The organism is Niallia sp. Marseille-Q9988 (assembly GCF_976954375.1).
The window spans coordinates 121,662-135,911 of record NZ_CDRJSZ010000010.1 but is presented as its reverse complement, the minus strand read 5'-3'; the positions used below and the strand labels follow the sequence as shown (position 1 = coordinate 135,911).

General features: G+C 35.2%; 10 protein-coding genes. 1 reads left to right on the top strand and 9 read right to left on the bottom strand.

Annotation, left to right across the window (positions count from 1 at the left end; all coding sequences use genetic code 11):
• Nucleotides 1-636 precede the first annotated feature (636 nt).
• The 8 genes from ACWNMZ_RS18325 to ACWNMZ_RS18290 all read right to left on the bottom strand — a co-directional run bounded on the left by ACWNMZ_RS18325 (nt 637) and on the right by ACWNMZ_RS18290 (nt 9,804).
• Nucleotides 637-1,802, bottom strand: a protein-coding gene (locus ACWNMZ_RS18325; protein ID WP_109769520.1) for an IS3 family transposase whose coding sequence is annotated in 2 segments (ribosomal slippage) — nt 637-1,487 and nt 1,487-1,802 — 1,167 coding nt in all. Because the reading frame shifts where the segments join, the coding sequence is not laid out codon by codon here.
• Between the two features lie 227 nt (nt 1,803-2,029).
• Complete coding sequence (locus ACWNMZ_RS18320) at nt 2,030-3,517, bottom strand: FGGY-family carbohydrate kinase (RefSeq protein WP_449598774.1); 1,488 nt, start codon at nt 3,515-3,517, stop codon at nt 2,030-2,032.
• Nucleotides 3,518-3,568: 51 nt separating this feature from the next.
• Nucleotides 3,569-4,921: a PTS galactitol transporter subunit IIC gene (locus ACWNMZ_RS18315; RefSeq protein ID WP_449598753.1), complete on the bottom strand. Its 1,353-nt coding sequence runs from the start codon at nt 4,919-4,921 to the stop codon at nt 3,569-3,571.
• 1 nt (nt 4,922) lies between these two features.
• The gene (locus ACWNMZ_RS18310) at nt 4,923-5,210 is read right to left on the bottom strand and encodes a PTS sugar transporter subunit IIB (protein ID WP_441131389.1); all 288 of its coding nucleotides are present in this window, start codon (nt 5,208-5,210) and stop codon (nt 4,923-4,925) included.
• Nucleotides 5,211-5,330: 120 nt separating this feature from the next.
• Nucleotides 5,331-5,780, bottom strand: a complete 450-nt coding sequence (locus ACWNMZ_RS18305; RefSeq protein WP_441131388.1) for a PTS sugar transporter subunit IIA — start codon at nt 5,778-5,780, stop codon at nt 5,331-5,333.
• Nucleotides 5,781-5,792: 12 nt separating this feature from the next.
• Complete coding sequence (locus ACWNMZ_RS18300) at nt 5,793-6,626, bottom strand: class II aldolase (protein ID WP_441131387.1); 834 nt, start codon at nt 6,624-6,626, stop codon at nt 5,793-5,795.
• 23 nt (nt 6,627-6,649) lie between these two features.
• On the bottom strand, nt 6,650-7,384 hold the full coding sequence (locus ACWNMZ_RS18295) for a UTRA domain-containing protein (protein WP_441131386.1): 735 nt from the start codon (nt 7,382-7,384) through the stop codon (nt 6,650-6,652).
• Nucleotides 7,385-7,908: 524 nt separating this feature from the next.
• On the bottom strand, nt 7,909-9,804 hold the full coding sequence (locus tag ACWNMZ_RS18290; protein WP_449598752.1) for a hypothetical protein: 1,896 nt from the start codon (nt 9,802-9,804) through the stop codon (nt 7,909-7,911).
• A 247-nt stretch (nt 9,805-10,051) separates the two neighbouring features.
• On the opposite strand from ACWNMZ_RS18290, the gene ACWNMZ_RS18285 reads away from it, so the two are divergent.
• Complete coding sequence (locus ACWNMZ_RS18285; RefSeq protein WP_449598751.1) at nt 10,052-10,237, top strand: hypothetical protein; 186 nt, start codon at nt 10,052-10,054, stop codon at nt 10,235-10,237.
• Nucleotides 10,238-10,356: 119 nt separating this feature from the next.
• On the opposite strand, the gene ACWNMZ_RS18280 is transcribed toward ACWNMZ_RS18285, so the two are convergent.
• The gene (locus tag ACWNMZ_RS18280; protein WP_449598750.1) at nt 10,357-13,140 is read right to left on the bottom strand and encodes a DNRLRE domain-containing protein; all 2,784 of its coding nucleotides are present in this window, start codon (nt 13,138-13,140) and stop codon (nt 10,357-10,359) included.
• Nucleotides 13,141-14,250: the final 1,110 nt, after the last annotated feature.

Here is a 14,250-nt window from a genome sequence, read left to right as displayed (position 1 = left end):
CATGCTTAAGATAATCTGTATTGTATAAAGTAAATAGCAGCAGCTTCACTTAGAATCCATAAAATGAATGGTTTATTTCTTCCTTTGTTCGTCTCAGAAACACCATTTATTTTCTTTGTCCTTTTGTGGTGCCTGACACCTAGATTAGATGTGGTTCTTAAAGAAAAATTAAGCTGGCCTTGATATATTCCATACATAAACAATTACTTACTGCTCTGAAAAACATCATGTTAATAAATATATAGAACAAATTTGGAAGAAAAGGATGGAGAAAACAATGATTAAACTATTACTAGATTTATTTAGTTCTCTACAAGAAGATCAGGATATTTTAGATGAAAAATATTAATGAAAAAGGGACGGTTCATGTGAACTGACCTAGCCAAATGAGACATATATAAAACACCTATCCATATTAAATTTAACACTTTTTCATTAATTTGATATTGGTTCTTTACTGGAAATAGTTCAGGCACTTTGTCACTTTACTTGGAGCCTCTGCGGGCATAGATTCTTTAGCCAGGAAGCCAGATATCTCAAAGAGAATCTGGCTTAGCCATAATAGGCTATCATGCCCGCATCTCCAAATAAAGTGCATGTCTTTTCTACATGCAAAGTGGATAACCCCGAAATCCTTTAAGCTGCCTTTAATCCAAATTCTATTGGAGTTAAGTAGCCTAATTTTGCTTGAATCCTACCCTCGTTGTAATGATGAATGTACCCATCTATTCTAGAAATAACTTCTAAATTAGCTAGGGTATTAAACTTACAATATTGGAATTCCTCTGTCTTTAAATTTGAATGAAATGATTCAATCACCGCATTGTCCCAACAGTTCCCTCGTCTGGACATACTACCTACTAAATGATGTTCCTTCAAATAATTTTGAAAAGTATACGATGTATACACACTCCCCTGATCGGAGTGTATAATAACTCCTTCTGGCTGATTGCGTTTATCCAAAGCATCCTGCAGTGTATCAATTACTAATGTCGTTTGTTGATGATTATAAATCTTATAAGCTACGATTTCATTATTATACAAATCCATAATCGTAGACAGATATAATGTTTCGCTGCCATACTGGATATACGTAATGTCCGTTACCCACTTCTCATTTGGTTTACTTGCACTAAAATCACGATTAAGAATATTAGGTACAATGACTTCACTTTCTCCCTGCGATTTCCACTTGCGTTTTGGTTTCACCTTACACTGCAAATGATGCTTCTGCATAATGTTTTGAACTGTGTTCCTATTAAGATGAATATGATGTTCTCGCTTTAGAATAGCTCTAATTTTCCTATGACCATTTCTATATTTAGTAGCCTTACAGATTTCAATAATTAAATCTTCATGTTCATTCCGATATTCACCAAACCCTTTAGTCCAACGATAATAGCTAGCACGTGGAATCCCTAAAACTTTTAAAATGGAAGTAACGGTATATTTTTCACGAAATTGTTCAACCAATTGTACTACTAGCCCTTTATCGACTCCTTTCTCATCGCCATATACTTTTTTAGAATTTCATTCTCCATTTTTAGGTGAGTTAGTTGATTACTTATTCGCTCGTCCTTACTTAAAGAATCGGGCCCATGCCCAAATGTATATTGTTTACCAATTGGCTGATCAAACCGATACATTTCTCCATTTTTGTACCATCTCATCCAAGTTTCAATTTGAGTTTTATTTTTGATTTTGTATTTGTTCATAATTTCCCGTGTTGTTAATTTTCCTTCAAGCTTATCTCTTACTACCGCCCATTTAATCTCTTTTGTATATACAGTTTTTTTGCCCACGCAAAAACACCTCCGAATAATGTCACAATACTTATCTCAAGTATTGCCATTTTGGAGGTGTTTTATATTGTCTCACTATTTTAGGTTAGTCCAATGTGCTTCAAGAACCGTTCCCTTTTTATTATTTAGTCAAACTCCCACTGTACTGCATCTGTTTGGAGTTGCTCAAATTTCTAAAAATACTCCAACAAAGGCTGGATCACTTTCCAATTCTAAATGAGCATTAATCAATTCTTTCCCTCTGCTTCCAACTCCCTCTTCCAATCAAAAATTGGCCAATAATACTCCTCGAACTTCCCTTGAAAAAATGCATGCTTTTCTTTATTTGGAGTATATACTACTTTCTCCTCAAAGGAATTCTCCGTAACCCATCCCTGCCTGCTAGCTAATGAAAATGCTGCACCTTTCACCACGGCTTCTTTAATTGGATATGCCTGAATTTCACAACCCAATATATCTGCCTTTAACTGGAGCCATAAGGGATTATGGGCAGCTGGGCCAATCACTTTCATAACTGGTGATTCTATTTCGACTAACACTCTAAAATGGTGTAAAAGATTCTTCAATTCGAAACAGAGCCCAATGAACAATCCATAGAATAAGTCTTGGCTTGTTGTTTTGTCGGTTATTCCATACACTAATCCTTTAGATAAAGAGGAGCGGACTGGCGGACCGCTTCCTCTTAAATGAGGGATAAAAAGAAGGAACGGCAATGTTTGAAAATGATTTCGATAGGTTTCCTCCAAGTCAGAAAGCATTCCGGTAAATTCGTTTTCTTCTTCCATCTTCACTATTTTCCTTAACCATTCAATCGCATACCCAGCAGCAGGTAAAGAGGAAAAATAACTATACAAAGGGTTCTGCACATAATGGCCATTACTTATCTTGTATTGAAAGGACTCGTCAGAAAGAATGGGATTCTTATGTGTAAATAATAATCCTTCTGTTGTTCCAGTCGAATTTAATAGTTCCGATGACTCTTTTAAATCAACAGCAAGGGAGCCTACCATATGGTCATGCCCTGCAACGGTAACTACCGTGCTTTGATCTAACCCTAAATCAATTGCAGCCTCCTCAGTTAATTGCCCAATAATGTCCCCAGATTCATGCACTTCGGGAAAAATAGCAGGATCTACATGAAAGGTTGATAGGATTTCTTTTGACCATTCTTTTCTTTGAATATTGTAAGCAAGTGTCCTAGAAGCAAGAGAAGCCTCCATCCCTCTATTTCCCGTTAGTAGAAAACCGAAATAGTTAGCTAAACTTAGCCATTGGACTTCTTTATCATTTGCTTCCTTATATTTATTTTTGATATACAAGATCTTCGCGAGACTATAATTAGTATGGGGAGGGATTCCTGTAATCCTGTACGTTTCATATGCAAGGTCCTTAAGTAAAAGGGGCTGAAGAAATTCTTCTCCCCTTTTATCAAACCAAGCGATGGAAGGTCCAATCACTTTTCCTTCATTATTAACAAGCACTCCGGATTCTCCAACACTCGCTATCGAGATTCCCTTAACTAGCTCTTTATTCCATAAATTACTTGTTACATTATTTATCCCAGTTTGAATCAAGCTCCAAATTGCCTTTGTATCAAAATCTGTTTCATCCGTATCTGATACTATTTTAGGAGTTGGTGCTCTATATAGGTGTGTAAGTGTTAAGGAAGGTAATTCAAATAATGCTACCTTACAGTTAGTGGTTCCAAGATCTATGCCAATAATATAGATTTTCCTTACCTCCTTCTAAAGCCGTACTTATTGTTTTTAAGAATGATAGACTTTATCTTTGGTTGTTTTATATAGCCAGTAAAGAATGCCAGCTATAATCGGAACAAGAAGGAGGGCAAATAGATTAAGCTCTGAAATCTTCATCAGCCAATAGCGGAATGGATTTCCTCCGTCCAAGAAACTTGATACTAGACCAGATGCACCTTCTGGAAATGAGAAGTTAACATCTTTCGCTAGATTAGTAATCCTTGGTGCCAATGCAGAAGCTACCAATAAATCACCAATGATAATGGGAATCCCAATTAATACAGATCTAAATACATTTCCTCTCGTAGCGAGTACGACCATGGAAATCATAACGGCAATATTGGCTAAATCACCTAGAGGCAATGTCTTATTCCCTGGCAGAATAAACGCCAGAATAACAGCTATAGGCGTTAATACTAGTGCTGAAGAAATGATTGCTGGGTTGCCCACTGCTACTGCTATATCTAGCCCGATATAAAGGTCCTTTCTTCCAGGGTATTTATTATTCAAGAATTTCTTTACAGCATCTGATATAGGAAGCAGCCCTTCCATAAGAATGCGTACCATTCTAGGGAGAATAAACATAACAGCTCCGATATTAATCCCCAATGTCAGAATGTCCTTGAATTCATATCTAGCAATAATCCCCAAAAGAATACCTAATATAATACCAACCATCATTGGTTCTCCGAATACGCCGAATCGTTTCTGAATCTTCTCTGGACTGATATTTATCTTATTTATAAATGGAACTTTGTCGATAATTTTGTCTGCTAATAGTCCAATTGGAAAAAATATAACCGAAGAAAGAGTGGGCAATGAAATGCCTTGCAGATTCAAATGCTTCTGTACCATTGGAGCAGACCAGTCTGCTAGTTTCAAAATTATAATACAAGCAATACCTGCACCAACTAATCCCAATAAGAAACTGCCTGTTGCATAGTATACTAATGTTCCAGCTAGTGCAAAATGCCAATAATTCCATAAATCGATATCCACTGTTTTCGTCTTATTGATGGCAAGCAAGCCAATAGTAATCAAGATAGTCAACGGAATAACAAATGGTGCAATTGGCGATGCCCATGTAATTGCTGCAAGCGGCGGCCACCCAAGATCTACTACTGGTAAATCAATTCCTGCATTTTCAACCATTGCTTGTGCAGCAGGGCCAACATTGCCTGTTAATATGTTAAAAATAGCATAAATCCCGACAAAACCTATCCCAATTGTTAAAGAAGATCTAAGCGCCTTTGTAAATTTGACGCGAAAACACAGGGCAAGAATAAAAGCAACAATTGGCAGCATAACAGTTGGCCCAAAGTCCAATACATATTGAACAGCTTCTAGCAGCTTTTCCCCCATCTCATTCACATCCCTTTAAGATTGTCACGATTTTCTCTAGCACCTCGTCTTCACCAATCCCTGTAATTAACGGCAATCCATAAATAACAGGGACATCAAGCTCATATGGCACATTGGTTGTAGAAATAATTAGGTCGGCATCTTTTGCAAAAGAAGGCACGGAAGCTACATTAATTTGCTGATAGTGAAAGGTTATCCCATTTTCAGAACAATGCTCTACCACCTTTTCTGTTACTGCAGTGGATGTAGCAATCCCAGTAGCACACACAAACAAGACATTTTTTGCCATCTATATTTTCCTCCTACTATTTTCGTTTTTTTGTGAAGGTTATTTCTTTATCTTTTGATAAAATATGGTTAATATAGGAAAGAGAAGGTGTTGCCTTTCAATCGCTTCCCAGGCAGATTGTTATTGAAACAGTTCGTTGACGATATGATAAAGTTCCTCTTTATCACTGGCCAACATACTTTGCAATACCTTCTCGTTTCGAAAGACACTCATTAGTTTTTGGAGAATGCTTAAATGCTTCTCTGCTTGATTCAAGGCCAACAAGAACACAAGTTGAACCTGCACCTCTTCCTCTGGGTTTCCCATCATTTTGAATGAAACGGGCTGTTTTAACACCCCTATACTGATAGCGTTTTCAATTACATGAATAGCATCTGTATGCGGCATGGCGACACCGATAGAACTAGTTGGTATGCCTGTTGGAAATTGAAGTTCCCGCTGGTACACATTTTCCGCAAATTCTGGACGGACATAATTATTTTCTAATAGCGGAGCAGACAATGCTTCAAAAAGTTCCTTAATAGAATCTACCTGCAAATTATTCTGAACAGCATCCCTTCCTATTTTCAAATCGATCACCTCCTAATCATTGATCTCTCTTGTTTTTGCCGCAACAGAGCTTGTAACTGATTCCTTTGCAGCCATTAGCACTTTAATCAGATTATGCTCATTGTTATTTTTCTCGTAGAATCTTCCGATCGTTTGAATAAACGTTCTTCTCAGATCACTCGCAATATTGATTTTGACGACATTATACTTAGGCATTTCTCTAAGCAGACTGTTCGGAATTCCAGAACCACCATGCAGAACAAGAGGAACAGGGCTTTCTTCTTTGATCTTTTCTAGCAGTTCGAAATCAATGGAGGGCTCACTCCCCAAACCATGGACATTTCCAATAGACACAGCTAATAAATCACAGCCGCTTTCTTTCACAAATTCCTTGACTAGAGTAGGATCTGTTTTGATATCCTCTTCATTCACTTGATCATCTTCTTTACCAGCAAGTGCTCCGAGTTCTGCCTCAACCGGAATGTTAAAGAAACGGCAATACTCAACACATCTACGCGTTAGCTTGATATTATCTTCGAAATCCAACTCTGCCCCATCAATCATGACAGAATCGAAGCCTGCTTCTACTGCCATTTTGATATCCTCAAATCCCTTCCCATGATCTAAATGGAGACTCATGGGAGTTTCATAAATATTGCTCGATCGTTTCACAATTTCACTAATATAGCTGTATCCAGATAACTTCACATTGGTTGGAGCAATCTGGATAATGCCCGGATACTTGCTTTGTTCAATCCCATCCATAATGGCAAGTGTTGTCTCTAAATTAGTTGTATTAAAGGCAGGAGCGATAGTTTTTCTTGCTTGCACCACATTCAGCAAATCCCTCATCCCTACAATTGGCATTGCTTTTCACATCCTCTTTTGTGTCATCTTTGCAGAATAGAGCCAACCATATAACGATTTGATTTCAGCCAGACATTTCCCCATTCGACCGCTATATCGTTCTCCAAGTAAACGATTTGCTCTAAATGCAGAACAGGAGCATTTTCATTCGTTTCAAAAAACTTTGCTCGCTCTTTTCCGATTACTCTTGCAGCAAAACGAGACTGAGCATACTTGATTTGCTTCCCGGAAAGTTCTTCCATTTTGGAAAACAAAGTGTGACGTTCAAAATCAATTGTTTCAATCCCTTTACATGCATCCATATTAATTCTGTTCTCTATTACCATAATTGGTTCCTTATCCACATACCGGACACGTTCTAAATACAGAATAGAAGCTTCTTCCGGCAGTGACAGCTTCTCTCGAACAGATTTAACAGCCGGTTCTATTCGATGGGCAATCACTTTAGTTTCGAATTCCAAACCTTGTTGATAAAGAGACTCTGCAAAGGAAACTAAGCCTTTATTAAAAGAATGAGAGACGGTAGAAGAAGCAACAAAAGTACCCTTTCCTTGTATTTGAATTAATAAGCCTTCCTTGATTAAAACGGAAATCCCTTTTTTCAGAGTCCCCCTGCTTACATCCAATTGTTTCATCAACACATGCTCTGTAGGTATTTGCTGATCTGCCTCCCATTCTTTTGAATAAATTCTCTCTCGAATCCAATCTGCAACTTGGCTATATAAAGGCGTCGAATTCAACTTATCAATATCTTTCATACACTCCTCTCCTTATCCACCATTCAATTGTCTATAGTTGTCTATAGTCAACTGTATATATCTATAACTATTAGCGTGGTGGGAGAAATATTCCTGGGAGGGTTAGAAAGAGTTGTGACAAATTTCTCATTGGTCATTTACTTAGGTAGTGAAAAATAAGTAAAAAGCAAAAATAAAGGAAGCATAGGGACTATCCCCATGCTTCCTTTTTCTTTACTATCTCTACTATTACTCTCGATAACCATAAGCAGACTAAAATGATGTGTTTTAGTCTGCTTATTTTTATGCTATTTTTAGAAATAAGCTAAACTGCTTACCAATTACCTATAATTGGTTATTCGAAAGTCAGATTGATTATATTTGGATAGCCTTGTCTTTTTAAGGTGCCTGACACCTTTTTTCTTTTGATCGGATGGAGATAGATTCACAACCACCTTCTTATCCGTCAAGGCCAATCAAAATGATTAATCGACGTGAAACATTACTGTGAAACAAGAAAACTCGGGAAGTCACTGTGACCTAAACTAATAGTATTCGTACGTTTTAGAACCAACAACTTTCTTAGTTCTTAGCCCTTCTTCGTCATATTCATATTTTGCCACTAAACTACCTGACACCGTGGAAATACTAGATAAGACGCTCATATCATTATACATATAAGTATAACTGTCATCTTTTGTTAAATTGCCATCCTCGTCATAAGTAAAAGCTATAGAATTATTCTTAGTCTCCACCTGGTTCGCTTCATTATAAGTATAACTACTTATTTCTTGTCCATTTTGTTTAAAGCTTACTCTATTTCCTACTTTATCATAACTATATTCGTTTACAGCACCATTAGCCAAAACTTCTTTTACTAGTTGGTTATTTCCATCATAGGCATAAGTTGATGTACCATCTTTATTGGTTTCTGATTTAACATTACCAGATTTATCATAGCTATAAGAATACGACAAGAAAGATTGAGAGTTCTTTAGATACGCTATCTTGGTTAAGTTGTTACTGCCATCATATTGGTAATCACTATTCATTAATCCGTTATGATAACTCACAGCTGCTTTATTCTGTTTCAAGTTATACGTATAATCCAGGGACATTTTATTGGATTCAGAATCCATTTCAGAAACAACTTTCTTCATTTTCCCTTCATCAGTATAATCGTAATCTTGTTTTATACTGATAGGATCTATACTTTCATTATACTTTAATGTTTGATTATCTACTCTATTCAAAGAATCATATACATAATCTATAACATATTTTCCTTGAGTATAAGTTTTCACTAAGTTATCTGCTGTATATCCATAACTTTTTGTAATGGATCTGTTTCCTGCTATATCTTTAAATGTTAATGTTTCTAATTGTCCCGCATCATCATAAGTTTGGTTCCACTCAAAGGTTGAGATACCGTTCTTATTTTTTACAGTCACCTGTTTCAGTAAATCAACTTCGTCATATTGATAACTCTCCGTAATCCCTGAATGTTGCGTTACTTTTTGTACATTTCCATTTTCATCATATTCACTACTAATATTTATTTTGCTAGTTCCTTTTTTCGGAAAACTAGATGTTAGTAATTCATCATTTCCATTATAGGTATATGTTTTCTTACGACCTAAAGCATCTATCAAAGAAGTCATATTACCGTTATCATCATACTCATAAGTAGTTTTACTTCCGTTACCATCCGTAACCGATGTCTTTAAATCTGGATATAATACATCAAATGTATAACTCTGACTTCTATTTTCACCGTCTACATCCTTCACTACTTGTCCATAATCATTATAATAGGAACTACTTGTAACACCCTTAGCATCGGTAACAGTAATACGTTTATTCGCTTCGTCATATACAGTTTGAGTGTATGTGTTATTAGGATTTGTTACTTTTGTAACTCTACCAATGCCATCGTACTCATAGGACGTAACTTCCTCACCAACAGTTGTACTTGTTAAATTGTATCCGTTATATACATTTACCGTTTTTATACCATCAGGATCGACTTTTTCAAGTAGTTGGTTCTTATCATCGTATTTTACATACTGAGTTTGCTTTCCGTCTTTTTCTATTTCATATTTGACATTACCATTTTCATAATAAGCAGTACTTTCTGTTTTTCCGTTTTCATCTGTTACTGTTAACTCATTATAGTTACTATCATAAGTACTCTTACTGGAAGTACCATCACTATTTATGGTGTCTGTTACAGCAAAAGTTTTGTTCGAGATATCCCTTTTGTAAGTTGTTTCTTTTCCTGAAGTATCTAATACAGTATATTCATTTTTGTCATTATTAAATTGGTACGTTGTTTCAACAGACTCTTTTCCATCTGCTTGAGGTGTTAAAATATTAATTTCATTTGTTGAATAGCTTATTGAATTTTCATTATCTTTGGCATCAATGTATTCCGTCAACAATCCAGATACCCCATCATATCCCAATGAATTAGTGATTGTTTTTGTAGTACCAGTTGCCTTAATAATCGTATCACTAAGTTGATTTTCTTCGTTATACAGATACTCAACTGTTCTATCTACGTAATTAGTTTGAAATAGCATTCCATTTTTATAAACCAAACTAATAGATCTACGTATAGTAGTATTATTACTATCAACTTCAGCTATCTCTCTTAATTGATTATCTGCATACTTAAATAGTATTTGATTGTTATTTCCATCTCGATATGAATATAATCGATACTTATTAGCAGTAGTAGGATCTGTTTCAAATACTTTTATAAATCCTGATTTGTCGGTTAAAGCGAATGCCGCTCGATTATTTAAAGTCGTATCCTGTAATGTTAAATACTTTCCTTTAGGTGAAGTAAAGGTATTAGTAGTGGAATTATAAACAAATTCATGCCTAGTTCCATCTTCATCCCATAGGTAAAAGTTATTATTAGTTGGGGATTTGATTAAATATTCGCTCCCCTCAAAGGACCATCCTTTTCCTAGTACAGAAGCTTGAGTTTATTTAGAATTATAATATCTAGTAAAATCAAACCCTAAATCTCCCTTTGTAAATAAAGAATGATCTGTTTGACTAAGAGTTAAATTACCAGTTGTGACGTTAACAGACACTTCTGTCGTTCCGATTAAATGAGTTCCATAAGTGAAATAATCTTCTAAACCAACTAAGGAACCATTAGTAGAAATGGTTGCATAAACATCTGAAGACTTTGCACTTAAACCCCTGGGTCCTACTAATTTCTCTTTTTCTACATTGTCGGGAGAACCAGCGTCGTTATGGTAATAAGCCTGTACATTGACCAAATATGCTTTTTTATTCAATACATTTGTGTTGGTAGTTCCCAATTTTTGATATATATTAGTTGGATCTACTGGCAGATTTTCTCCAATACTTTCAAATAACTCAATACCTTTTGTACTCCACTGAGTTACATTACCTACATCGTAACTATCAAAATCTTCTCCATTAAAGATATTTACTATATATCCTCCTGCATCTTTCACAGTATCCCATTGAATGTTTAAAGCTCCTAAGTTATTCACATCGTCTACTATTTCTGTGCTAGAAACTTTTACATTTTTAGGTTTCTCTAATGGTAAATATCCATATTGTGAATCGGAATATGGAGTTACTCCTAAACTTGATTCTGCCTTTATACGTATCGAATAACGCTTAAAGATTCCATAACCACCTGAGTTAAGGTAAACAGGATTTGGGTTTACTGCTAATTCTACCCCTGTTTTGTCATGATGAAGAGCAAATTTACCAGCTGCTATTTCGGCGTCAGTTGGCCATAGTTTTTGCCCCTTAGTTGACCACTTTGTTACATTACCCACTGAAAATTCCTCATAGTTTTTCCCATTTAGAATTAAAACTCTATAGTTTGTTGCATTCGGTACAGGATCCCATGAAATGTCAAGCCATCCTCTACCTTTGTTGGTCGCATCTGTTTCGGCATATGCATAACCTTTTACTTCAGGAATATCTGGTGTTTCCACTAAATTAGCTGGTATTGCTTTTTTCACTTCAGAAGATGCAGGACTATTCCCACTACTATATTTAGCGATTACTCTAAATCCGTATTCTTTTCTTGTTGTAGAGGTACCACTTTTGGTAGAATAGTATGCACTTGGATCAACCGGTAACTCTACTCCGCTGTTATCCGTTTTAAAAGTGCTGCTCGTTGAGTATGGGGTTTTAGGGAACCTCTTTTTATCTTTTGAAGTCCAGGAGGTACCTGTACCAGAATACACTGTTTCGAAACTCTTTCCATTAAACATCTGAAGTTCATATCCTTCAGTTGCACCGTATACAGATGGCCATGATACATTTACATATCCAGTTGTTGAACCTGTTGCTGTTTGAGTAGCTTTAACAATTGGATTCTTCATCGTTGGATAGTGATAACTAATTACTATTTTGGCTTTGTTTGAACTTTCTCCAGCAGTGATCTTTTTCCAATACGATTGACCATTCCCATTCGTATGAAACTTGAATCCCTCATTAGCATACTTTGTATCTACCCAATCCTGAACGGTTTGCCTAACATTAAAGCTAGCCCATTGATCTCTTGCTACAGTAGTACTAGCAATATTAGTAGAGCTTGGTTTGTTATTCCATGTTAACTGATCTGCATTCCAATAAGCATTAGCTTTATCTACCCATAATCCTGTTTTTTGCGTTGCGTAGTAAGAATGGGTAAGATATACTTTCAAATCCGCAGAATCTATAATTGCCCCTTTTAAATCTCCAACTATTGCAAATTTAATAAACGCATAGTTTGTTCCTGTAGTACTATCGTATTTCCCTACTTTTAGGACGTATTCTCCCTGTGATGAAACCCATTCTTTATTATAATTAGTTGTAGGATATGCACTAGAAATGAATGTATCTCCTAACATGTTAATCGTAACAGATGGATCAACATAAACAGGAAATACTCGATCTTCGGACTCTAACCATGTCTTTTCAACTACGAGCTTAATTGAATATTGATCTTCACTTGTTTTCTCGAGTTCATAGGCTAAAGCATCAGACTTTTCACCATTTCCTAGACCACTATTAAAATTGGAATCTTCCATCATTGGAGTAGGAAGAGAAAATATTTTCTTTTTAGAATTTTCCTTTTCGTAGAAACTAACGGAACCATCTTCTTCTAACTTCGCAAATAGATCTGTATTTATTACGTAATTGAATTGATTAATCCCTTGATAATCATTAATAATCCAATCTTCTTTAACTTCACTGTTTAACGATATATGACGTAAATCAATACCTGGTAGTACGCCTTCATACGTAATTTTATTATCTTCGTATGTAGTTGTAGCATCCTTTTTAAATTCATATTCCTCTGTCCCATTAGATCCTGTAATGTTAGTAAATTCTAAACTATGATCTCCAAATGTATAAGTAATTTCTTGATTTGAAGATATTTTTGAAGGGTACGCAGCCTGTAATTCTGTAGTTTCTGTTTCTAATTGACCATCTTGTTTATTTAAACTTAGATCGGTGGAAATTTCCTCCCACTCACCATCTACTTCTGTATGAATAGGGTCTGCATAAATTTCCTTTGTAAATTGACCTTGTTCGTCCACATAAGTTTTAGAATAGGCATCTCTTTCACTTTCTACCTCATCTAAGTTATCTAAAGTCATGGTCTCTGTATTCTCTATATCAACCTGACTTTTCTCGACATCATCTCCTACTTCTGCCGATGCAAAAGCTGGCATTATAGAGATTAATAGAGTAATACAAAGAATTAAAGATATAATCTTCTTAAGCAATAGAATTCCCCCTAATATATTAAAATTCAATTAATTATAGCCTGATAGAATTTAAACAGATAGAAAAGTATTTCGACATATAACGACCAAAAAATCAATAATTTCACCACTAGATTATTCTTTAAAACTATATAATTAGTCATGTAAAGATTTGCTTTCCATATATTTGGATATTTTTAATGGGTAATCATTGTCGCAGCTCTATTAACTATCGTCGAAATAAGTCGAATATTCTCGTGTTAATATGGGTTATAATGGCAAAATATCCAATAAACAGTACCTATAACAAGCATTTATTTTATTTGCAAACTTATAATTTTATAAAAAAATCCTTCAATTAGAGAAGGATGTTTACAGATATTTATAATTTTTATTTTCTTGCTGAAAGATATATTTGGATTTATATGGAATAAAGAGAAGTTTTATAAAAACGATGCTGTTGTTCTTAATTGAGGTTATAATTTTTAGGAATACACTCAATGAATCCTGTATCTTTGACAGAACATGATGTACAGCAATCAATATACGATAAACCAATCGTAATATTTAGAAGACTAACTGGTTCCTAGCAATCTGGCAGTACATATGATATGGGTTTAGGCGTTGGTCCTACCTACTAATACTTTTTGTAATGATTCCTGGATACCGCACCATATTTTATACATGAGTGAAGTTATTGTACCTTGTATTCCCCCTCTATTACTAGCTAAATAGAAGAAGGATAGATAGTATTTAATGAAAAGCATCTACATGAACAAAAATAATCATACAAAAAGACAATCATTAGTTATTTTTATATTTATGAACGCCTTGTTCTTCTTATCCAAAATTATTCATAGTTCAACAAACAATAACGACATCGGGGCGTCACTGTGACCAGCAGTTGTATTTAAATAAAAAAATTGTAGAGAAAATGGTACTTTCTCTACAATTTTTTTATAATTCGAGCTTATAGTATAAACATGGAAGGGAGGGTGAAATCGGGTTCCGTAATCAAACGCAACAAACAACCACCCTTACTTACAATATTCAGTTGCTATTTCAATTTATCACATTCACACATTCTAACTCCCTCTCAATCTTCGACAAATTTCGAGGTGTCACTGTGAC